Here is a 23659-nt window from a genome sequence, read left to right as displayed (position 1 = left end):
CTTGAAAAAATCTGTACCGATCTGCTTTTATTCTTGTACCCGTAATTGATTTTTATTAATCTTGCCCTTCCCTTTCTCAAAAACTGTTACATTAATAAAGCAAAAATAATTGGTACAATAATTTATCTAGTTCGAGTTTAGCTCATTTGCACCATTTTGGTCAATTACTTTGTTTTTATTTCTGTATTTTATTTATCATTCTTTCATTCAGGACAGAATACTGATGCATAAACTGTTATAGTTTTGCTTTAAAACTGTATTATTGTGTTATAGTGAAATATAAAAAGGACTGGCCACCTGAGCTCAGTCCTTTTTATCATCCTTTGTATCTTTTTTGTCAGCAGACGTATCATTGTCATATTCGACTTCTATTTCTGCCGCTTGATAAAATTCCTTTTTTAACGCATTGTACGTTGTTGTACACGTGTTAAACTTTTTATTTGCTTCTAATACGTTCTGATAGCTGTCATTAATTTTGGAAATATGATCGGTTAAAGTTTCTTGTTCTACATCTTCTTTTTGCAACATCGTATAAAGTTCTTTTTCCAATTTTAGCGAGTTTCTATAAGCTTTGTTCAGGCTGTCATAAGCTTTATACCGTTTCATCATGGCATCATACATTTCTTTTGCCTTATCCTTTACCTTTTTATCTTCAAGCTTATCAACCAGGTCCTCCATTTTAACAAATTCATCTTTAGATGCTTCAATACTTTCTTTTTCTTTCCCTATCTTATCTGAGCGTTTCTCAATTGTTTCAATAGCCTGCTGGGAAAGGTCTTTTATTTTATCAAAATCATCCATTCCCAAATCAATAATTTGTGCGTATAGCTCCTGTTCCTTTTTTTCCAAATCAACAATTGGCTTCTGCTGTTCTTCAAAAGCAGCTTCCAAAGTTACTGCTTCCTCCAGATGATCATAAATTTTTTCCTCCGTTGACGCTCCGTTGCATGCTGATAAAACGGCAATAACTGATAATGAGAACATAATCATCGTTTTTTTCAATGACACGTGAGTGTTTCCTCCTTAATAAGCGGCTGGTTATGTAGTAATACTTCCATTCATAAATAGTATAACACAAGAATTTTATATGTCAGAAAATAGCTTGTACTATAGGTAAATTTATGAACTAATACTGCCAATTATGTTAAAATAGGAAAATGAATTCAATCGTAACGGATGTTTAGTTCCGCTTTTAATGAATTAAATAATGGGGATTTTACAGATGAGGAGTGTAATACGAATGCTAACGATGAAGGATATTGTAAGGGAAGGACATCCGGCGTTAAGAGAAGTATCGGAAGAAGTTAACCTTCCTGCGAGCGAACAAGAGCATAAACTACTGGAAGATATGCTTGAATTTCTAAAAAATAGTCAGGATGAAAAAATTTGTGATAAATATAATTTGCGTCCGGGGGTAGGCTTAGCAGCTCCACAGCTCGGTCTTAATAAACGAATGATCGCCATTCATTTTCAGGATCTGAAAGGCAAATGGTATACGCATGGACTGTTTAACCCGCGGATTGTCAGTCATTCCGTTGAAAAAGCGTATTTGACCAGCGGGGAAGGATGTCTTTCCGTTGATCGGAATGTGGAAGGTTATGTCCCAAGGTATGCTCGTATCACCCTGAAGGCAACTGATTTGGAAGGTAATGAATTAAAACTGCGATTACGGGATTATGCGGCCATCGTTTTCCAGCATGAGATTGATCATCTAAACGGCATCATGTTCTATGACCATATTAATAAAGATAACCCTTATGCCATTCCGGAAAACGCCAAACCGATTGAGTAAACACTGTAAACACCATAAACAACCAGCTGCGAGGAACACAGCTGGTTGTTTTTTATATTAACTTATATCGCTTTAACCCCTTCATAATACCATCTCTGTCAACTGCATCTGTTACATGGTCCGCAACTTGCTTTAATTCCGGAACAGCATTTCCCATTGCAATACCCGTACCAATTTCAGTTAGCATCTCCATATCATTTAATCCATCCCCAAATGCATACGTCTCATCTATGTCCAAGCCACACGCACTAATCAGCTGCCGGATACCAATTGCTTTCGAACCACCTTCCGGCAATACATCACAAGAAAAATCATGCCAGCGAATGAAGCGGAATTCATCATATTCATCTTTCATCGCCTCCTCTTCGCCCTTCCCACAAAATAACAGAGCCTGATAAATCGTGTGATGTTTATAATATTCATCATCAATTTCCGGATAAGCAAATTTCAAACTGTTCAAGCTTTCTTTTATATAGGTACTCCCTTCTGTCGATGCACGCATTTCCTTGTTCCCCATAAAAACCATCGGATAATTGCACGACAAGGAATGGTTAAATAGCCGGCTTAATCCTTGTGCACTCAAGGGACTCTGATAAACGGTCTCCCCTTCAAAGACGACATATTGACCATTATAGCTGACAAATGATTCAATCTCCAGCTGCTTTCGGATAGCTTCAAACATAAATGGCGCTCGTCCTGTTGCAATTGCTACATAAACGCCATTCTCCTTTAATTGCCGGATAGCTTCTTTCGTGCTGGCTGGAACCTTCTTCTCATGATTAAGCAGCGTCCCATCAATATCAAAAAAAACCATTTTTTTACTCATTTTCCATACTCCCTTTTCTGTATTATCTATAATATGGCTTGCATAATAAATCACGTTCAGGCAAAAAATAGGATAAAGAACATACAGTAATTCAAACTTATATTATAGTATGAAAAAACTTTTTTCGCACAAATATAGTATTTTTATTTCATTATTGCCCGAACAATACTATACTATAAATAAGAGGGATTGGATCGGTAGAATGTTTTTGCTTTTCTTAACTATCTGAAAGGAGATGCAACTCATCATGTTGAAACGCCTAAAAGAAAAGCTCAAAAAACGCTGGAAGGATTTTTTAGGCCGAGGACGTGTACCAACTACTTGTGAAAAAGACTACCAATGATGGAACCAATCAAAACCATAATCTGAAACTTCAAATTGGAAGTTAATATTGAATTGAAAATCTGGGAAATACCATAAATGGAATCACCATGCTGCGGAATTTTAACAACAAATGCAGACAATCGGTTTAACACTTGCTTGCTATTATTTCATTTCGTGTGTGTTCAAAAAGAAGGATGCCACGCTTTTGAACATTCCTTTAATAGCCAGCTGTTCATCCTATTGTCCGCCTTATTAATTATTTCAACAAACAAAGACAACGGAAAAAGTTAGGAGAGATGTAATGATTTTTAAAGTTTTTTACCAGGAAGATCAAAGTGAAATTCCTGTACGGGAACGCACAAAAAGTCTATTTATCGAGGCTGAAACAGAACGGGAAGTACGCAATAAACTCGTTGATCGCAAATTAAATATTGAGTTTATCCAAAAATTAGATGATGCACATTTAGAATATGAAAAACAATCCGGAAATTTTGTATTGGAGACCGCATAAACATATGAAATTCGTAAAAAATGATCAAACAGCGGTTTTTGCATTAGGCGGACTGGGCGAAATCGGGAAAAACACGTATGGAGTGCAATTCCAGGACGAAATTATCTTAATTGATGCCGGGATCAAGTTTCCTGAAGATGAATTACTTGGTATCGATTATGTTATTCCTGACTACACCTACCTAGTCCAAAATCAGGACAAAATTAAAGGATTAGTTATAACTCACGGACATGAAGATCATATTGGAGGCATTCCTTTCCTTTTACGTGAGATAAATGTGCCAATTTACGCTGGTAAACTTGCGATCGGTTTAATCAGAAACAAATTAGACGAGCATGGTCTATTAAGGAATGCCAAATTAAACGTTATCGGAGAAGATGATGTCATTAAATTCCGCAAAACATCTGTAGCATTTTTCCGGACAACGCATAGCATTCCTGATTCTTATGGTATTGTAATAAAAACACCTCCAGGCAATATTGTTCATACAGGTGACTTTAAATTTGATTTTACACCAGTTGGCGAACCAGCCAATTTAACCAAAATGGCTGAAATTGGAGAAGAAGGCGTTCTTTGCTTGCTTTCCGATAGTACAAATAGCGAAGTTCCTGGATTTACAATGTCTGAACGGGTTGTTGGTGAGACCATCCATGATATCTTTGGTAAAACGGAAGGCCGGTTAATTTTTGCTACATTTGCATCCAATATTTACCGCCTCCAACAAGTAGTTGAAGCTGCCGTGAAGCATAATCGAAAAATAGCTGTTTTCGGTCGCAGTATGGAATCTTCCATCACTATCGGACAAGAATTAGGCTACATTAGTGCACCGAAGGATACATTCATTGATGCCAATCAACTTAACCGTCTTCCGGCAAATGAAGTAACAATTCTATGCACCGGTTCACAAGGCGAGGCGATGGCCGCATTGTCACGAATTGCCAATGGTACACACAGACAGATCCAAATCATACCTGGCGACACAGTTGTATTTTCGTCATCCCCAATCCCTGGGAATACAATTAGTGTAAGTCGAACGATTAATAAGTTATATCGAGCTGGTGCCGATGTTATTCACGGTAAGCTTACGAATATCCATACATCAGGCCACGGAAGTCGGGAAGAGCAAAAACTAATGCTCCGCCTGATTAAACCGAAATATTTCATGCCAATCCATGGCGAGTTTCGTATGCAGAAAGAACATGCCAAACTTGCTATAGCGTGTGGTATTGACCCAGCTTATACTTTCCTGATGGATAATGGTGATGTTCTTGCATTAGGAAACGACAATGCAATGATTGCCGGTAAAATCCCTTCTGGTTCCATATATGTTGATGGCAGCGGAATTGGTGATATTGGCAACATCGTATTACGTGACCGCCGTATTCTATCTGAAGAGGGACTTGTCATTGTTGTCGTAAGTATCAATATGAAAGAATTCAAAATTGCATCGGGGCCAGACATTATTTCGCGTGGTTTTGTTTACATGAGAGAATCTGAAGACCTGATTAATGAGGCGCAAAAGCTTGTTTCTGCTCATCTGGCAAAAGTGATGGAGCGTCGAACAACACAATGGTCGGAAATTAAAAATGAAATAACCGATTGCATCGCACCGTTTCTTTATGACAAAACAAAACGCAGACCAATGATACTGCCGATAATAATGGAAGTGTGAGTCAGAGGTCAGAGTCAAAGCAAAGGACTGACATGAAAGTCAGTCCTTTTTTCGTTATCTGAATGAGTTTGGGCACTCATTACCATGATGAGTACCCTTTTTTCGTTATCTGAACGTGTTTGAGCACTCATTACCATGATGAGTGATCTTTTTCACTACAGTAGCCTTGCAATGGATTTTTCAACATCAGGAAACTCAATCTTACCATTTGTGAAAAATTCTTTTATTAAATACTCCCCATAGTTTACCGCCTGGTCATATGTTATTTTTCCTGGCAGTGGCGCCTGATCATCAATTACGACATCAATAATCGCTGGTTTATTCGAAAGGAAAGCTTGTTTCATCATATCGGCCATCTCTTCCTGCTTTTCAATACGATAACCAACACCACCACAGCTTTTTGCAAATGCTGCAAAGTCTATTTCAGCTAATTCGGTTTCATAATTGAGATTTCCGAGCTCCTGCTGTTCATATTTAATCATCCCGATTTTGCTATTGTTTAATACAACGATTTTAATAGGCAAATCATATTTTACGGCTGTAACAAAATCTTGCATAACCATGGTAAGACCGCCATCCCCGCAAATCCCAACAACTTGTTTGTCCGGATAGGCAATTTGTGCGGCAATAGCCCCGGGAAGACCGGATCCCATCGTTGCGAGCCTTCCCGAAACAACAAACTTTTGCTGGGTAAACGGGAAAAAGCGGGTTGTCCATACCGTAACATTCCCCACATCGCAGGAAATAACAGCATCCTTATCCGTAACCTGCTCGAGGGCATACATGACTTGTGGAGCGTGAAGCGGATTTTTTTCCACTCTTTTCTCCTGTTGGACATGAATGTGCCAGTTTTTCATTTTTTCCTGGTATTTCTTGAGAAAATCACTGTCCTCCCGTTCTGTAACCATTGATGTTAGGGCTGGTAATACTTGTTTCACGTCACCACAAAGACCTTCCGAAATCGGATAAATGTTGCCTATTTTCGCCGGTTTTAATTCAATTTGAATGGCTTTTGTCTTTTTAGGTAAAAATTCACGGTATGGGAATGATGTTCCGATCAACAGCAGCAAATCCGTATCCATTATTGCCTCGTAAGCTGGCTTTGTCCCGATTTGTCCGTGCTGTCCAAGATTAAGCTCGTGATAATCAGGTATCGTTCCTTTTCCCAGCAGGCTTAAGACGATCGGTGCCTGTATGGTTTGTGCGAATTGAATCAGCTCACGCCGGGCATCGCTTGCCCCTCTACCCGCCAGGATCACTGGTTTTTCCGCGTGATTGATGAGATGAACCGCATTTTCCATTGCTCCTTGATCCGGTGTTATTGTCGGTTTAACAAATGCAGGAGCCGTCATAGGCTTATCATTTTTTTGTTTAACAGCGAATAAATCATCTGGAACGATCAGCACTGCTACACCACTTTTCGCGTAGGCAGTTCGAATGGCCATATTTAGCAAGTCAGGTAATTGTTCGGCTGACACTACCTGTTCATTAAAAACGGCGACATCCTCAAACATGCGAGCCAGATTGATTTCCTGAAACGCATTTGTACCTACTTTTGTACTTGACACTTGTCCTACCAGTGCAAGCACCGGTGCTCCATCCTGTTTTGCGTCATATAGTCCATTTAATAGATGAATGGCACCCGGTCCGGCAATCGATAAACAAACCCCAAGCTTTCCGGTTAACTTGGCATAGGCGCTTGCAGCAAGTGCCCCTGCTTCTTCATGTCGAATCTGGATAAAGTTGATCTCCGCTTGCTTTTTCCGTAAATCATCGACCAATTCATTAATCGAATCACCAGGCATTCCATAAATATGGTTAATTTTCCATTGTATCAGTAACTCGGTTATGATTTCTCCAGTTCGTTTTTCAAACATCCCATGCACCCTTTCCAAAAAAAATGTCTCTTTAATATATAACCTGCTATTCCATTAAAAAAACCTGTATCTGTCATGATACAGGTTCATTCATCTACTACCAGGTGTTTTTCAAAGCGGGAAATATCTTTATCCGCTCCGATAACAATCAAAATATCATCTTCCTTTAGCTTATCCTCAGCACTTGGGGAAACATTAATATCCTTTCCTTGCTTAATTGCCACAACATTACAGCCGTAATTTGCCCGGATATCCAAGTCAATCAGTGATTTACCAAGCATTTTTGCCCCGACCTTTACTTCGACAATACTATGATCGTCCGACAGCTCCAAATAATCCAGAATATTGTTCGAAATAATATTATGGGCAATCCGTTTCCCCATATCCCGTTCGGGGTGAACAACCTGATCCGCACCAATTTTATTTAGTATCTTTTCATGATAATCATTTTGGGCCTTAACTGTAATTTTCTTTATATTAAAATCCGTGAGTACAACGGTTGTTAAAATACTCGCTTGGATATTATCACCAATTGCTACAATGACATGGTCGATATTTTTTATCCCTAAATCCTTTAATGTAGCCTCATCAGTAGAATCAGCAATAACAGCATGGGAGGCAATATTTTTAAATTCATTTACTTTGTCCTCGTCAATATCAATTGCCAATACTTCCATACCTTCCATGCTTAGTTCACGGCAAATACTGCCTCCAAACCGCCCAAGACCAATTACTGCGAAATCACGTTTCATAATATATCCTCCATCATCCAAAATACGTCTTTTTAATCATCATACAGTATATTCGGTTTGATTACGATTATTTTTCTCTTTAATATATTTGCTACGCGGAAATATTGCGTATAAAAACAGCCTCCCCACGTATGAAAGAGACTGTATTCTTGCAGTAAAGAAGCTTACGCCAATTGCCGTTTTACCCTTAAATTGCGTCCAGCATCTGAAATTGTGATTTAACCAGCTCAAAATATTCACCACGGGACTTCATTAGCTGTTCGTGGTTTCCATATTCAAGAATTTTGCCCTGCTGTAGGACAAAAATCGTGTCGGATTCTCGGATCGTTGACAAACGGTGGGCGATAATAATGGCGGTGCGTCCTTTTAGCAACCTGCGTAAAGCGGCCTGGATTTTGACTTCTGTTTCCGTATCGATGCTGGCCGTTGCCTCATCAAGAATTAAAATCCTTGGATTAGCAAGCAATGCCCTGGCAAATGATAATAACTGCCGCTCCCCTGCTGACAAAATGTTTCCCCGCTCCTCCACCTCAGTTTCATACCCATTTGCCAGCCGCTGAATAAATTCATCAGCACCAACAACTTTTGCTGCCTCGATTACTTCCTCATCCGCAGCGTCCGGCCGGCCAAAGCGGATATTTTCCATAATTGTTCCTGAGAAAATAAACGTATCCTGCAGTACAACACTAATTTGCTGACGTAAGCTGTCTAGTTTGACATCGCGTAAATCATGACCATCGATCCGTACCGTACCCTTTGTAGGATCATAAAAACGGCTGATTAGGTTGGCAATGGTTGATTTCCCGCTTCCGGTATGCCCTACGAGTGCAATTGTTTCCCCAGCTTTGATATCAAGCGAAACTTCATGAAGCGCAATCCGTTCATCATCATAGGAGAACTGAACATGGTCAAATTCAATATGACCTTTCATATCTGCAAATTCAAATGCATTCGCTCTTTCTTCCACATTTGGCTGTTCATCCAAAAATTCAAAAATCCGTTCTGATGAAGCCATTGCCATCAACAACTGGTTATACATTTGTCCAAGTCTTGAAATTGGCTCCCAAAACATTCCCAGGAAAAAAGCAAACGATACAAACGTACCAATCTCAATTCCTCCATTTTCAGGTCCTTGCAAAATTAAATAGGCACCATACGTAATTAGGATAATCGTTCCAACCGCATTACTCAGATCAACAAACGGGCGAAACAATGCACTTTTCTTCGTTGCTATCTGCCAGCTTTCAAAGTTATCCGAATTGATCCCGTCAAAAAATTGTGCATTTTCCTTCTCCTGGGTAAATGATTGGGTAATCCGGATCCCCTGAATACTTTCATTTAAATGTGAATTCAAACGCGACTGCTGAATGCGGGTATTTTGCCATGCCCGGCGAATCGTTCGTCGCAATTTCGTTGAGATATAAAACATGATCGGAATGACAACCATAATCGCGAGGGCCAATTTTGGACTTAGTACTAGCAAAATGACAACAATTCCAGCCAGGGTGACAACGTCCATCAATAAATTAATGATTCCATTTGTGAAAAGCTCCTGCAACGAATTAATATCGTTCATAATACGGACAAGAATGGAGCCTGCAGAACGGGAATCGAAAAATCGATGTGATAACCGCTGGACATGGGAAAATAAATGTCTTCGCAAATCATAAATAACATTTTGCCCTAAAATATTCACCCATTTTATCCGAAATATGTTCCCGATATAGTTCAGCAAATAAAGAATACCAATTCCAATGACCAGATAGGTTAACAAGTTTGTATCTTTGTTGCTGATTGCGACATCAATAGCCACTTTACCGATTAATATCGGAACCACTAGCCGTACAGCCGTTGATACAAGCATGGCAATAATGGCACCCGGCAAATAGGTAGTAGCATATGGTTTTAAATAAACGAGCAGCCGCCACAGCTGCTGCCAGTTAAATGGTTTTTCAACCGCATGATCGACTGTGTAATAGAACCGTTTTAAATGGCGGTTTTTTGTTACTCGTTCTTCCTTTGACTTTGCCATTTTACTCCCCCCTTTGAAGATCCCTCAAGAACCTGCAGCCCTATTCATAATAGCTTCCCGATCCTGATACTGAATATCATAGATTCGTTGATATGGTCCGTGATTGGTGATTAATTCGTCATGTTTACCCCGTTCAACGATTTCACCATCCTCTAGAACCAGAATCTCATCGGCATGTTTTAATGAAGAAATTCGATGTGCAATAATAAATGTTGTTCTGCCGCGCATGACTTCTTTTAACGCTTTTTGAATCTTAAATTCTGTTTCCATATCAACAGCTGATGTTGCATCATCCAGCACGAGAATACTTGGGTTGATACAAATTGCCCGGGCGATGGCGATACGCTGTTTCTGTCCTCCAGACAATCCCATCCCCCGTTCGCCAAGCAACGTGTCATATCCTTTAGGCATTTCCATAATAAAGTCATGGGCTTGCGCTCGTTTTGCCGCATCAATAATTTGTTCCTCGCGAATATCCGGATTACCATAGGCAATATTTGCCCGAATAGTTGTCGAGAATAAAAATGACTCCTGCAAAACAAACCCGATATGCTTTCGTAATGCTTTTAATTTGTAGTCTGCAACAGGCCTGTTATCAACAAGCACCTCACCAGTTTCTGGCTCATAAAAACGGGTAATCAACTGGGTTATGCTAGTTTTTCCTGAACCGGTTGCCCCAATTAAGCCAATTACTTTCCCTGGTGGCGCATCAAAGCTAATATGCTTTAATGCTGTATCATCATTTTCTGTATACGTAAGTGTAACATCACGAAACGTAACATGTCCGTTAATCACAGTGTCAATGGCATCTTCCTGCTCTGCTATGTCCTCTTTTGCTTCCAATATCTCCAGTAATCGTTCACCAGATGCTTTTGACTGGGAAAAAAGATTGATAACAAATCCTAAGTTCATCAACGGTCCCAGGATGTACCAGACCAAACTGAAGAAAGCAACAAGCTCGCCCAGTCCAATTTTTTCATTGATTACGAGATACCCGCCAAACGCTAATAGTGCAACTGCACAAACATTTCCAATGAACTCCATAAGTGGAAAGAATTTCGCCCAAATTTCTGATGTCCTTATATAGTTTTGGCGGTAATTATCATTGTTCGTTGAGAATCGGCCAATTTCAAAATCTTCCCGGGATAACGATTTTACTGTATTCATCCCGCTGATATTCTCCTGAACCCTTGTATTTAATCGTCCGAATGATTTTCTGATCCCTTTAAAAGCGGGATGTGCCCGTTTTTCAAACTGAAACACTACGATTGCCAAAAAAGGCATAGCCGCCATCGTTACAAGTGCAAGCGGCGCCGAATAATAGAACATAACCGCCAAGCTAAAGACAATTAATAATGTGATGCGAAGCAGTTCAGCAAATCCGACAGAAAGGAAAAACCGGAATCCTTCCACGTCTGCCGTTAACCGAGACATTAAATCACCAGTCTTGGCATTATCATAGTATTTGAATGATAATACCTGGAGTTTTTCATATAATGCCTCCCTGAGTTTGTACACCGATATAATTCCAAATAATTCCCCTAAATATTGATGAAAAAAAGTCGCAAAGCCTTTTATTATCATGACAACCAAAAAGGCGACGGATAAGTAAGGGATTAAAGAATAACGATCTTTAAGTACAACTTCATCAATTGTCTTCTGCAATATGATTGGATACACAACCGTTATCGCCGTAACAAACAGCAAAAAGAACAGCGATATAAAAAAATACTTTTTATAAGGCCAATAAAACCGCTTTAATTTTTTAAATGTATCCAAATATTTCCCCCTCCTCATGTTTTCGTAATTACTAATATAACGGGTTCCGAAATAAATTGCCACTCTTTTTGCTCAATTTTTTAAAATTTTTTTGGATTCGACAGGGACAAAATATTTGGTTATTTTAGTATCACTCATTACGGGCTGTGACACCCTCAAGCTTGAGTACACCAAAAACGTAAAGGTGGGGGAGGAAGGAAAAGCCTCACTGAATGAAGTTTCACTTTATCAAATCGAGTAGGCGCTGATCAAGCTATGAGTGACCAAACTCGTTCGAATTTCAAGAAAAAAAGCACTCATCAAGCTTATGAGTGACCAAACTCGTTCGAATTTCAAGAAAAAAAGCACTCATCAAGCTTATGAGTGACCAAACTCGTTCGAATTTCAAGAGAAAAGGTACTCATCAAGCTTATGAGTGACCAAACTCATTCGGATTTCAAGAGAAAAGGCACTCATCAAGCTTATGAGTGACCAAACTCGTTCGAATTTCAAGAGAAAAGGTACTCATCAAGCTTATGAGTGACCAAACTCATTCGGATTTCAAGAAAAAAGGCACTCATCAAGCTTATGAGTGACCAAACTCGTTCGGATTTCAAGAGAAAAGGCACTCATCAAGCTTATGAGTGACCAAACTCGTTCGAATTTCAAGAAAAAAGGCACTCATCAAGCTTATGAGTGACCAAACTCGTTCGAATTTCAAGAAAAAAGGCACTCATCAAGCTTATGAGTGACCAAGATCGTTCGAATTTCAAGAAAAAAGGCACTCATTAAGCTTATGAGTGATCAAACTCGTCCGGATTACAAAAAAACCATACCATTAAAAAATGATACAGTTCTTATATCAAAATAACATATTCTTACTTCTTCTCTGTTATTCCCAATACACGGTTAACCCGTTTGCGCAGCATTTTCATGCCACCACCGCCAGCTTGAAAGTGTCTTAACTTCCCTTCCTCATCAAACACATAGTAGGCAGGTACGTATTTATTATCGAATGCATCGGTTAGCTTATGTTCATTGTCCACAAATATTGGTTGTGTTATGTCATGCTCGTCGGCAATTTCCTTAATTTGCCCAAGATCCAAATCTTTTTCCGAGCGCGGCATATGAACCGCAATGACATTCAGATCATCCTTATACTCATCTCTAAATTCATTTACATTTGGCATTGCTTCCTTGCAAAGCCCGCAGCTTACTGACCAAAAATGAATTAAAGTAGGTCTGTTGCCAATCAGATCACTTTTTTGGATCGGTTTACTATTAAACCATTCCGTTGCACCCTTGAGTTCTGGCATTTGGTCTCTTAATTTCATTTTGCTTCCTCCTCCGTTCACTTACTCAACTTCCTAAGTAAAAAGAAGCCAACCCAAAGAAAGACATATCTTATTTAAAGGGGCGGCTCCCATTTACTATTTATATGTTAAAAAATCCTATATGCGCGTTCAAAAGCCTACCAAATTAGAATAAGGTAACGAAGATTAGCCGCTTATCAATTGGTGACTTTTTGAACATCCTCTTATAGCGTTTCTTGGCCTGGTTTCCAGTTAGCCGGGCATAAACCGCCAGTTTGCAGCGCTTGTAAAACACGCAATGTTTCATCAACATCACGGCCAATGTTGTTATGGAAAACCGTTTGATATTGCAATTCGCCTTCTGGATTAATGATGAATAATCCGCGTAATGCAACACCTTCCTCTTCGATCAGCACACCATAGTCTTTCGAAACAGCATGATTATGGTCTGCTGCTAACGGATATTGCAGTTCGCCTAACCCATTATCTTCACGGGATGTATTGATCCATGCTTTATGTGTATGAATCGTATCGGTTGATACACCAATTACCTCTGCATCAAGGTCCTCAAACTCATCATAACGATCAGACATTGCGGTAATTTCTGTCGGACATACGAATGTAAAGTCCATTGGATAGAAGAAAAGAACTGTCCATTTATCTTCTTTCATAATTTCTTCCAAGTTCACTTTTCCGAATTCTTTATTTGGCATTACTGCTTCCATTTCAAAGCGTGGTGCTTGTTTTCCTACCATTCTTTCTGCCATATGTAATCCCTCCATTATGTTAGTTAGTTGATCCTCATTCACATTATAGATAATCAATTATTTCAAGTCAATATCACCTAATAATTGATCTAAAATAGACAATTATTTGTCATACAATCGACACAACATGTTACCATTCTATCCAATTGTTATCCAATCTAACCCTAACAATCCGCACATTTTCTACACATGAAGGACGATCCTTTACTATTTTTCACAACTATTACCATAACATTGCAAATGAATAATGTCCACTAATTGAGAATTAAATCGAGAAGAGCAATCCATGCTTGTCTATATTAAAGCAGGCTAAAACAAAAGTACTTTTGGAACATCGTCTTTAGAAGCATTTGACTAAGCAAATTTACAAGCACCATTTCCACAGCAAATTGTTATTGAGAAAAAGGCGTAAATGATGAACACCCAACTCGGGGGAACCTTGAGCTGGGTGTTATCTTTATGCCTCATAATTTAATTTTTGCTCGACCAGCTGACATATATCCTCTGCATTATATCCACGGGCATCGATAACCGGTCCTGCGATACTGGTAGTCGACATTCCCATCATATTTTCATCCTGCCCGGTAATCACACAGCAGTCACAGTAGGCAACATCGTCATTTGTTTTTAAGTCTACTACCTCGTGTCCCTTTTCCATTAGTGCTTCTTTAACATCCGTCAATGACTGTTCAACACCAATACGCGCCATAGCTACTTTCCTCCTCTACATGGAAAAAATATTCTCTCGTAGTTTTTCCCAAAAGAAGAAAGCTATGCAAAACAGATGTCAGAGGTCAGAAGTCGGAAGTAAGAGCAGTATGTTATGAAAGGTGACGAATAGTTCTGGTTACTGCTTGTACTCCTGTTTCTAATGCCGCCTCGTCCGGTTTTAGCTGGGCACTGTGCAGACCATGCGGGGAATCGACACCAAGCCAAAACATAAAACCAGGAATTTCTTTCAGCATATAACCAAAGTCTTCCCCAGTCATGGCGGGGCTCGCTTCCTTATATGTTATGCTGCTGTCTCGCAGTGCATCCTGGAAAAGGTTTACATATTTTTCCTGATTATAAACCTGATAGTAATTCGATCCGTAATCAATTGCAATTGAACAATCATGACTGATCTCGAATCCTTTTGCCATCATTGCAATTTTTTGTTTAATAACAGCGATGGTTGCTGCATGCAATGTCCGAATCGTTCCTTCCAGCCGTGCTGTTTCGGCAATCGCGTTTTGGACAACCCCACTTTCCATTTTACCGATTGTGACAACAGCACTTTCCAGCGGATCAATTCCACGAGCAACGATTTGCTGAAGCTGAATTACAAAGTTACTGGCGGCAACCGTCATATCCTTTGTCAAATGAGGGTAGGCTGCATGACCGCCAACCCCTTTAAAATCAAGAAATAATTCACTCGTATTCGCGAATAATAGACCCGGCCTGCTTGAAACTGTACCTACCGGAAGTTCGGGGGCAATGTGCAAAGCAAAAAGACAATTCGGTTTCCACTCCAAAAACTCAGAAGATCGGAGTAATGGCAGTGCGCCACCAGGCCCCTCCTCTGCAGGTTGAAAAATAAATAATACATGGTCATCAATCGGATTTTCAATAAGCTGCTTCAGCGCTCCTAAGGCAATTGTCATGTGAAAGTCATGGCCGCATGCATGCATTTTTCCCTGATGTACGGAGGCAAAACTAAAGCCTGTTTCCTCTGCAATAGGCAGGCCATCAATATCTGCGCGGAATCCAATCGTTTTTTCCGGTTTTTTCCCGGTCACCCGTACCAATATACCTGTCCGCCATGTTTTTATTTCAACACTGTCTGTTTGCATTTCCTTTATTTTGTCCAATAAAAATGCCCCGGTTTTCACCTCTTGAAAACCTAACTCAGGAATTTGATGTAATGTCCGTCTAATCTCTTTTAAAGCAGCTAAATTCATCTTGAATCCCCACTTTAATTTTCTAATTTACGAAGTTCTTGTTTGATTTCTGTTTTCGATTTTGTATTTTCATCTATTTCTTTTAAAACTTTCGCGGGTGTTCCAGCCACAAGTGTATTTGGTGCGACATCCTTCGTTACGACCGCACCAGCCGCAATAATCGCACCTCTTCCAACGGTTACACCTTCCAGCACAACGACATTCGCACCAATAACTACATCGTCCTCAATAACTACAGGTTTTGCTGATGGTGGCTCAATAACTCCAGCTAATACAGTACCCGCACCAATGTGACAGTTTTTACCAACTGTTGCACGTCCTCCCAATACAGCATTCATATCAATCATCGTGCCTTCCCCAACAACAGAACCAATATTGATCATGGAACCCATCATAATTACGGCACCATCCCCAATAGTCACTTGATCACGAATAACTGCACCAGGCTCAATTCTTGCATTTATCCCTTTTAAATCAAGCAGCGGAATGGCGGAATTACGGCGATCATTTTCTACAACAAAATCAGTAATAGAATCTTCATTGCTGATTAAAAACGGTTGAATTTCGCTCCATTCACCGAATAGAACACCACTTTGTTTTTCAGCAAATGCCTGAATGGATTCTGGATAATCTAATGTATCAAGTTCTAGTCCCTTTATGTACACTTTTACTGGTGTAGACTTTTTACTGTTCGAAATAAAATTAATAATCTCGTTCGCATCCATCATTTTCATTCGTTTAATTCCTCCTAATCATGTCCGTATAGCTGTCGCTTTTGAACATCCGTAATATGATATTGCATTTACTTTAGCAGACACAGCAACAATCCGCAACAATCAACTATTCCTCTTCCGCCTTCTTCGGCATAAAAAAGATGATTAATAGACTCAAGATAGCCAGAATTAGTAAACCGGTATAAACAAGATGGAGACCTGTCGTTAACCCCTCCTGTAACACTTTTCTTATTCCGGCAGACAACGAGGCGTTACGATTGGGATCAAGCAAGTTATTTGCTGTATCAACAGAAATTTTGCCAGATAAACCTTTCTGCTCAATGTATGCCTTTATTTGCCCATTTAGCAAACCGCCCAATAATGCGGCGCCCAGCGCACTGCCAAGCGATCGCATAAACATATTGGCTGCCGTTGCGATTCCGCGCATTTTCCAGCCAACTGCACTTTGAATCCCGACAATGAAGGAAGTATTGGTTAGCCCCATGCCGATACCAATAAAAAATGAGCCCATTCCAGCCCAAAAAGGACCCAGCTCTGGAGTTAATAGAAAGAAGAAAACACCTCCAATAATTAGAGAAGTCCCACCGATTAATGATGTGTTTCGATACCCGATGATCAATAAAAGTTTTCCTGCTATTGTGGAAGCGATTGGCCAGCCAATTGACATCGTTGTTAAGGTAAATCCCGCTACAGTTGCTGATTGACCCATTACCCCTTGAACAAAGGCTGGTAAATAACTGGATACTCCAATCATAATCATTCCGGTTGTTAGTGATGTTACATTAGCGGTAGTTATAATACGGTATTTCCAAATAGTAAACGGCATCATCGGATCGGCTGCCTGCCGCTCCTGATAGAAAAATAGGAAAAAGCCGAATGCTGAAACACAAATTAACCCGTACATCAGCATGGAATTCCACGCTATACTAATACCGCCTTCAACTAATATAAACATGAAAGAACTGACGGCCAGCACAATCCAAAACGATCCGGCATAATCAATGGACCGTTTTTGTTTTTCAATATCTTCATGTAAAAAGAAGATGATGCCCAGCATGGACAGGAGCCCAAGCGGAATGTTCATCCAAAACACATACCGCCAGCTTAATATATCAACAAAAAAGCCGCCTAAGAGCGGACCAGTTACAGCAGAAATTCCCCAGACGCTTGATAAGTAACCTTGTATTTTGGCACGTTCCTGTCTGTTGTAGATGTCCCCGACAATCGTTGTTGCAATCGGCATCAACGCACCAGCACCAAAGCCCTGAATGAATCTGGCAATAATCAGCATGATCATCGAACTACTAAAACCGGAAAGACTTGACCCAATTAAAAAAAGAGTAACTCCCGTAATAAATATTGGTTTCCTTCCAAATATATCAGCTAGTTTACCAAAGATTAATACCGTTGCAGCATTTGTCAGTAAATATGCCGAAAACACCCAGCTGTAGAGTGAAAAACCACCAAGGTCGGCAACAATACTCGGCATGGCAGTCGCGACAATTGTTGCTTCAATTGCCGCCAGAAACATACCAAGCATGACTGATGCCAATATAAGCGGCCGTTTCAGTTTTTTTGTTTTCTCATTGCGATGTTCCATACGTTACCCCCATGACACAGGACGGCTGTTTAACCTAACCTTTGACAATATGGAATCTGACTTAAGGAAAGATCCTTATTTTTTCGTAAGATAAGAAAGTATAAAATTTAGGCTCTATTCTGCTCTCAGCAGAGTAAGCCACGTCCGGCTCCAGCGCCCAGCGGCTAGTGTGCAACACCCGCCTCCGTACGATAAGTCAACATCGACTCCCTCCGGTCGTCGTGTTTCCTTTATCTCCTACGGCTCAGTCCAGCACATACGCCGCTAAACGGGCGCTTACGCCTTTGTTCTATATTGATCCCGTTTTAATTGCTTTAGTATCGCCCGTCTGGTAACAATGCCATCAAAATAACCTTCTTCATCTGCAACGCAAACAAATGGATAATTAATCACCGTGTTTAATCCATCCATAAACGTTTTTTCTTTAGTTAAACGCGGAATATCAACATTCATCACTTCGTGCACACGCATATCGGCAAGCTTTTCAAATTCAAAACGTTCCAGCCCTAAAATTTGATTTAATATAATCGTTTTCCCTATCGTACCAGCCAATTTATACTCCGCATCCAAAACAGGCACAGCAGAATAACCCGATTTAACCAGCACTAATAAGGCATGCTCCAATGGATTATTCACTTGCACATGTGCTACCTTTTCAGAAGGGATCATAACCTCTTCAATCATAATATCTGTTAATTGTTTATCCTGTATAGTACTCATAAAAAAACGCTCCTTTACATGGTAATAATAAGGAGAAAGCATTCATCTACAAATTCAGTTTACCATAATTTACGTATAGAAACATGGTTTACCGAATATCACTTACCGCTATTTGCTGATCATGTTTAAAAGACATTTATAATTTTGGCATATCGTAGTATACTTAAAATAAACTATGTCACAAAGAACGGGTTGAGGGAAAATTCATGACAACACACACGTATACAAAACAAGAAGAAATCGCCCACGCTATTACACACGGGATCGGTGCATTACTAAGTATTGCAGGATTGGTTTTGCTGATCATATATGCCTCGTTAAACGGAAGTCCATGGCAGATTGTTTCCGTAACGATCTTTGGTGTTACCATGCTATTCATGTATTCAACATCAACGATTGTGCACAGCCTGCCTGAGGGAAAATGGAAGGACATTTTTCAAATTTTTGATCATTCGTCCATATATCTGTTTATTGCTGGAACATATACACCCTTATTACTTGTACTGCTCAGAGGCGAAATAGGCTGGATTTTATTCGGTATCGTTTGGGGAATCGCGATCTGCGGAATCGTATTTAAAATATTTTTCGTAAAAAAATTCCTTGTTTTATCAACAATTTTTTATATTGCAATGGGCTGGCTCATTATCCTTGTCTGGGGGCCGCTAACATCGGTCATGCATGAAAATGGTATTCTTCTGTTAATTACAGGTGGCATTTTCTATACAGTTGGTGCAATATTTTACGTATGGCGCAGTTTTCCATATCACCATGCTGTATGGCATTTGTTCGTCATTGCTGGATCAGCTTTTCACTTCTTTTCAATATTTTATTACGTCATCTGAAAAAACGCGTGTTATCTTAGCCCAGTTAACACGCGTTTTTTCCACGTATTACGTGCGTCGGAAGCCCGAATCAATCTAAAAAGGAAACTTATTCAACCATTGTCCCCCATCCATTGTTACAACTTCACCGTTAATATAGGCCGCTTTGTCCGACAATAAAAAATGAGCTAAGTCGGCAATTTCCTCCGGCGTGCCAAGCCGCTTTAACGGAACAGAATGGATGGTACGGTTTGCCGCCTGCTCCGATTCAAATAATTTACCAGCACCACCCGTTCGTTCAATTGGACCCGGAGCAACCGCATTCACACGTATCCCGTACTTCATTCCCCATTCAACCGCCAGCGTTCGGGTCATATTTAGCACACCCGCTTTTGCTGCTGAGGAGTGAATAACCCCTGCACCGGCATTCCACGCGTAAGTTGCTACCATGTTTAAAATGGAACCTTTTTCGCCGTTATCAATCCAGTATTTGCCAACTGCACGACTGCAATAAAATGTACCATTTAGCACAATATCAATAACTGCATTCCATCCATTTACGGACAAATCCTCTGCTGGGCAAATAAAGTTTCCAGCAGCATTATTTACTAAATGATCAATGGTACCAAACTTCTCAATGGTTTCATTAACCATCCGTTCGACATCTTCCGGATTTCTTACATCCATATGTACAATAAGTACATCACCTGTTGCGCCGCCCATTATTTCTTCTCTCGCAGCATGCAGCCGTTCTTCATTTCTTCCCGTTAGTACAACATTTGCCCCATCTGAAGCAAATTTTTTTGCCATATGTTTTCCCATACCGCTGGAACTTCCTGTTACAATGACTGTCTGATTTTTCATAACGTCCCCCCTGTAAGCGTTTTATTCCCTTCCCACCTACAATATTATTCTTGTGACAACAATAAGTCAAAAAATTTGCAGATTACAATAGCCCAGCGATCAGAAAATTTTCATATAAAAATATGCCTTATACGTGCTATAATTTTAGAAAGATATTTTTTAAGTATACTAACCACTTGGCGCTGGACTGGACGTCGCATTTCTGTCAATGAATTAATATAGTTAAAATTTAAATCTTTTCTTTACCACCGTAGAAAGGTTTGACCTTGATGAATAGAAGATCGTTTTTGAAAAAAATGTTTGGCAGCATACTTGCTATCTTTGGTATTGGCGGCGGAACCTATTATTATGCCCGTGATATCGAACCAAAAATGCTTCATATCAATAATAAAACAATTACATCTGCAAAAATCCCAAATGCTTTTCACGGTTTTAAAATTGTCCAATTTTCCGATACCCATATCGGCTTTCATTATACACTTGATCAACTAAAAGATCTTGTAGCGCAAATAAACAAACAAAATCCGGATCTGATTGTTTTCACAGGTGATCTTGTTGATGAACCGAATACGTATAATTGGAATCATCAGCTGATTACTGTTTTACGAACTTTAACCGCGAAGCAAGGGAAATATTGGATATATGGAAATCATGATCATGGCGGTTATGGAACAAACGTTGTAAAGGATACGATGGAACAGGCAGACTTCCAGCTTTTGCAAAATCAGCATGTCACACTTAATAAGGATAATGACGGGATTATCCTGGCTGGCATTGATGACCTTATGCTCGGAAGACCTGACTTGACGAAAACGTTAAAACAGGCAAATCCTGATCTCTTTACGATCTTACTTGCCCATGAACCAGATTTTGCCGATACATCGGTCAAGTACCCTGTCAATATTCAGCTTTCGGGGCACAGTCATGGCGGACAAGTCAGATTTCCATTTATTGGTGACTTATATACACCAGCATACGCCGAAAAATATGTTCAAGGTAAGTATTCATTTAACAATGGCGATTTATTATTGTATGTCAGCAGAGGGATCGGTACAACACGGTTGCCTTATCGATTTTTATGCAAACCGGAATTCAATATCTATACATTAAAAAAAATATAACAAACCTTCATTGCCGGATTTACAGGATAAACACTAACGATACATGCTCTCTTCCCGGGGCATTCGCATATATTTTAATGAGAATGTTTAGAAAGGAAGATTCCATTGAATTATCCGGTGAATTACCAAGTTGGCCAACCATACCGTTATCCAGCCGAATCACACGATGACCAACGGCAGTTTCCTGTCCTGCCATTTCTGTCTGGTCTTGCCTTTGCACCATTTTTTTACGGAGCAATACACCCCGGCGGCTATTATTACCCATACCCGCCTTATCCCCCATATTACCCGTACGGATATGGTTATCCACGTGAAGGCTATTATTAAGGTGAAAGGTTTGATCCGGAAAGTTTGGATCAGACCTTTTATTATTGTCTAGGAAATTATCACTTGCGTTGCATAAAAAACTTTCTAGCTTGTCAACCATTTTAATTTTGGGGTAATTACCATTTATTCCCTATAAGGAATATTCAGACTTGAATTTCTTTGCTATTAAAGAAAAAAGGACAACAGGGTTTTTGAGGTAGTCCTTCATCCATTTTTTGTAAATTATTTAAATGATTGGATCGTAGGTTAGATCATCTAAATGATAAACATCTCCTGATTCATATTGTGCTAGGGTCTCTTCAAAAATACGCTGATGTTGCAGTTTTCGCCGACCATTGGATGATCGGTCGGGTTCCTTGAATATTTCTGAAATAAAGGTTGTTAGTTTTACTGAACAGAAATCGGAAATCCAGTTCAGCATTTCTAGTAAGGTACCTTTATAACCTAATTGATGATTCAATAATAGGGTTAAGCAAAATGTGATCATTGCGATGTAAATTTGATTGTATACAGCGTTCTCGCTTTGTCCATAAAGCTTTGTCAAAACTAAATGTTGTTTCACCCATTTAAAAAATAATTCAATTTGCCAACGTGTCCGGTATAGATCACCAATTTCTTGTGCACTTCGTTTTGCGTCATTGCACACAATAGAAATGTTGTTTCCTTCGTTATCCTGTGTTTCTACTAAACGTAGAGGATATTTCATTTTGCCGATTTTCACAATTGCCTCTCGAATAATGGGAGAGCAAGGGTTGACAGGTAATTCCTCTATCACATGTACAACGGTATTGGTTTTAATTCGAGTGACAAAGTGAATTCCTTCCGCACAGTAGGTATCGAATTTTTCAAAGTTGAAATAACCTCGATCGAATACGTGAAGTGTATTTTTGTCGGCTACGATTAACGAATCCAGTTGTGTTTCATCTGCAGGTCTTGCAGGAGTAACAATCACATCATTTGGGTAAGAAACGCCATCGCAAAAATGGATGGATGTATGTAGCTTTACCCCGGATTTAGTATCACGAAAATCCGCCCATTCATACTGACTAAGACACATGGAAATAGTAGAGGAATCAATCAAATGAATCTTCTCGAGGGCTTTATCAGCCTTTTGCGGACCCAGTGCCTGGTGCAACTTTTGAACCAAATGATGCATCATAACTTGGAATATTTCAGATGGTATAGCACCAAGCTTTCGGGAAAGTTGCGACTTACTGATATCTTCGATGCCGACCAGTCGTATCTTCGATGCCGACCAGTCGTTGTATACTTTTCTTGCGCTTTACTTTTTCACTTATACGCCCTAGACTAGGTAATCCTTGGAGCTGGGCATAGATGAAAAGATTAGTAAATGTTAGCACGTCAAGCTTTTTAACATACCTATCGATTTGGGCATGGTCAATCATCTTTTGAATAACTTTTGAATCTAATGGATGAATGTATTCCTTGAATACAGTTTTTATGGTATTATAGTCCATGGATGACTCCTTATAATTAGGGATTTGGACAGGACTACCATACTCTAATTATAAGGGTTTTTTTATGGTTTTTAAAGGTTAAATTGCAATTATTCCCAATTTTACATAAATTATATTTCTTGACTTTTTTATTTTATTTTCCTGCAACGCAAGTGGGAAATTATAAAATTTTGCGGCTGTGGATAACTTAATAACCGGATAAGCCACGTCCGGCTCCAGCGCCCAGCGGCTAGTGTGCAACACCCGCCTCCGTACGATAAGTCAACATCGACTCCCTCCGGTCGTCGTGTTTTCTTTATCTCCTACGGCTCAGTCCAGCACATACGCCGCTAAACGGGCGCTTCCACCTTTGTTCTTGGCACTTCGGACGATGTTCTTGATCCCCGAGTTGACGCTACCTGAGTTTCCACTCGATGCTTCCCTTACCCTC

Annotated in this window: 22 protein-coding genes and 1 pseudogene; 5 read left to right on the top strand and 18 right to left on the bottom strand. The window is 39.7% G+C overall.

Going from position 1 to position 23659, the window contains the following annotated elements; genetic code table 11:
* Window positions 1-303 precede the first annotated feature (303 nt).
* Complete coding sequence (locus CZ382_RS04525; RefSeq protein WP_230856049.1) at window positions 304-1008, bottom strand: YkyA family protein; 705 nt, start codon at window positions 1006-1008, stop codon at window positions 304-306.
* A 232-nt stretch (window positions 1009-1240) separates the two neighbouring features.
* On the opposite strand from CZ382_RS04525, the gene def reads away from it, so the two are divergent.
* The gene (def, locus tag CZ382_RS04520; protein ID WP_088050026.1) at window positions 1241-1792 is read left to right on the top strand and encodes a peptide deformylase; all 552 of its coding nucleotides are present in this window, start codon (window positions 1241-1243) and stop codon (window positions 1790-1792) included.
* Window positions 1793-1844: 52 nt separating this feature from the next.
* Here the strand turns inward: def and CZ382_RS04515 are convergent, their stop codons facing one another.
* A complete protein-coding gene (locus CZ382_RS04515; protein ID WP_088050025.1) occupies window positions 1845-2618 on the bottom strand; it encodes a Cof-type HAD-IIB family hydrolase in 774 nt (257 codons plus the stop codon).
* Window positions 2619-3243: 625 nt separating this feature from the next.
* Between CZ382_RS04515 and CZ382_RS04510 the strand changes: the two genes are divergently transcribed.
* Window positions 3244-3453: a DNA-dependent RNA polymerase subunit epsilon gene (locus tag CZ382_RS04510; RefSeq protein ID WP_088050024.1), complete on the top strand. Its 210-nt coding sequence runs from the start codon at window positions 3244-3246 to the stop codon at window positions 3451-3453.
* A gap of 4 nt (window positions 3454-3457) precedes the next feature.
* Window positions 3458-5125, top strand: coding sequence for a ribonuclease J1 (gene rnjA / locus CZ382_RS04505; protein ID WP_088050023.1), 1668 nt, complete (start codon window positions 3458-3460; stop codon window positions 5123-5125).
* A 155-nt stretch (window positions 5126-5280) separates the two neighbouring features.
* Here the strand turns inward: rnjA and CZ382_RS04500 are convergent, their stop codons facing one another.
* From CZ382_RS04500 to cbpB, 12 genes and pseudogenes are all read right to left on the bottom strand, one after another.
* Window positions 5281-7002, bottom strand: coding sequence for a pyruvate oxidase (locus tag CZ382_RS04500; RefSeq protein ID WP_088050022.1), 1722 nt, complete (start codon window positions 7000-7002; stop codon window positions 5281-5283).
* Window positions 7003-7088: 86 nt separating this feature from the next.
* On the bottom strand, window positions 7089-7754 hold the full coding sequence (locus tag CZ382_RS04495; protein ID WP_088050021.1) for a potassium channel family protein: 666 nt from the start codon (window positions 7752-7754) through the stop codon (window positions 7089-7091).
* A gap of 187 nt (window positions 7755-7941) precedes the next feature.
* Window positions 7942-9786, bottom strand: a complete 1845-nt coding sequence (locus tag CZ382_RS04490) for an ABC transporter ATP-binding protein (RefSeq protein WP_088050020.1) — start codon at window positions 9784-9786, stop codon at window positions 7942-7944.
* A 24-nt stretch (window positions 9787-9810) separates the two neighbouring features.
* Window positions 9811-10698, bottom strand: a complete 888-nt coding sequence (locus CZ382_RS24755) for an ABC transporter ATP-binding protein (protein ID WP_371871381.1) — start codon at window positions 10696-10698, stop codon at window positions 9811-9813.
* 12 nt (window positions 10699-10710) lie between these two features.
* A pseudogene (locus CZ382_RS24750) lies at window positions 10711-11583 on the bottom strand (ABC transporter transmembrane domain-containing protein); the annotation flags it as partial.
* 839 nt (window positions 11584-12422) lie between these two features.
* Window positions 12423-12878: a TlpA family protein disulfide reductase gene (locus CZ382_RS04480; protein ID WP_088050018.1), complete on the bottom strand. Its 456-nt coding sequence runs from the start codon at window positions 12876-12878 to the stop codon at window positions 12423-12425.
* A 203-nt stretch (window positions 12879-13081) separates the two neighbouring features.
* Window positions 13082-13624 (bottom strand): peroxiredoxin, encoded by a 543-nt coding sequence (locus CZ382_RS04475; RefSeq protein WP_088050017.1) that lies wholly within the window; start codon window positions 13622-13624, stop codon window positions 13082-13084.
* 457 nt (window positions 13625-14081) lie between these two features.
* The gene (locus CZ382_RS04470; protein WP_088050016.1) at window positions 14082-14333 is read right to left on the bottom strand and encodes a YkuS family protein; all 252 of its coding nucleotides are present in this window, start codon (window positions 14331-14333) and stop codon (window positions 14082-14084) included.
* A 112-nt stretch (window positions 14334-14445) separates the two neighbouring features.
* On the bottom strand, window positions 14446-15564 hold the full coding sequence (locus CZ382_RS04465) for an N-acetyldiaminopimelate deacetylase (protein ID WP_088050015.1): 1119 nt from the start codon (window positions 15562-15564) through the stop codon (window positions 14446-14448).
* Between the two features lie 14 nt (window positions 15565-15578).
* On the bottom strand, window positions 15579-16298 hold the full coding sequence (dapD, locus tag CZ382_RS04460; RefSeq protein WP_088050014.1) for a 2,3,4,5-tetrahydropyridine-2,6-dicarboxylate N-acetyltransferase: 720 nt from the start codon (window positions 16296-16298) through the stop codon (window positions 15579-15581).
* A gap of 106 nt (window positions 16299-16404) precedes the next feature.
* A complete protein-coding gene (locus CZ382_RS04455; protein WP_088050013.1) occupies window positions 16405-17898 on the bottom strand; it encodes an MDR family MFS transporter in 1494 nt (497 codons plus the stop codon).
* 276 nt (window positions 17899-18174) lie between these two features.
* Window positions 18175-18618, bottom strand: a complete 444-nt coding sequence (cbpB, locus tag CZ382_RS04450; protein WP_088050012.1) for a cyclic-di-AMP-binding protein CbpB — start codon at window positions 18616-18618, stop codon at window positions 18175-18177.
* A 206-nt stretch (window positions 18619-18824) separates the two neighbouring features.
* Between cbpB and trhA the strand changes: the two genes are divergently transcribed.
* Window positions 18825-19460: a PAQR family membrane homeostasis protein TrhA gene (gene trhA, locus CZ382_RS04445; RefSeq protein ID WP_088050011.1), complete on the top strand. Its 636-nt coding sequence runs from the start codon at window positions 18825-18827 to the stop codon at window positions 19458-19460.
* 75 nt (window positions 19461-19535) lie between these two features.
* On the opposite strand, the gene fadH is transcribed toward trhA, so the two are convergent.
* Window positions 19536-20303: a 2,4-dienoyl-CoA reductase gene (gene fadH / locus CZ382_RS04440; protein ID WP_088050010.1), complete on the bottom strand. Its 768-nt coding sequence runs from the start codon at window positions 20301-20303 to the stop codon at window positions 19536-19538.
* A 269-nt stretch (window positions 20304-20572) separates the two neighbouring features.
* Between fadH and CZ382_RS04435 the strand changes: the two genes are divergently transcribed.
* Complete coding sequence (locus CZ382_RS04435; protein ID WP_088050009.1) at window positions 20573-21424, top strand: metallophosphoesterase; 852 nt, start codon at window positions 20573-20575, stop codon at window positions 21422-21424.
* 19 nt (window positions 21425-21443) lie between these two features.
* On the opposite strand, the gene CZ382_RS04430 is transcribed toward CZ382_RS04435, so the two are convergent.
* The 3 genes from CZ382_RS04430 to CZ382_RS24135 all read right to left on the bottom strand — a co-directional run bounded on the left by CZ382_RS04430 (window position 21444) and on the right by CZ382_RS24135 (window position 23229).
* On the bottom strand, window positions 21444-21689 hold the full coding sequence (locus CZ382_RS04430; protein ID WP_088050008.1) for a hypothetical protein: 246 nt from the start codon (window positions 21687-21689) through the stop codon (window positions 21444-21446).
* A gap of 288 nt (window positions 21690-21977) precedes the next feature.
* A complete protein-coding gene (locus CZ382_RS04425) occupies window positions 21978-22970 on the bottom strand; it encodes an IS4 family transposase (protein WP_327365203.1) in 993 nt (330 codons plus the stop codon).
* Window positions 22963-23229 carry a DUF4372 domain-containing protein gene (locus tag CZ382_RS24135; protein WP_088050006.1) on the bottom strand — a complete coding sequence of 89 codons (267 nt, stop codon included), beginning with the start codon at window positions 23227-23229 and terminating at the stop codon, window positions 22963-22965. Before CZ382_RS24135 ends, CZ382_RS04425 begins: the two co-directional genes overlap by 8 nt.
* Between the last annotated feature and the right edge of the window lie 430 nt (window positions 23230-23659).

This window comes from Virgibacillus dakarensis, assembly GCF_900155625.1.
Taxonomy (GTDB): Bacteria; Bacillota; Bacilli; order Bacillales; family Amphibacillaceae; genus Lentibacillus_C; species Lentibacillus_C populi.
The sequence above is the reverse complement of the archived record's forward strand: the minus strand, read 5'-3'. Positions and strand labels throughout refer to the sequence as shown.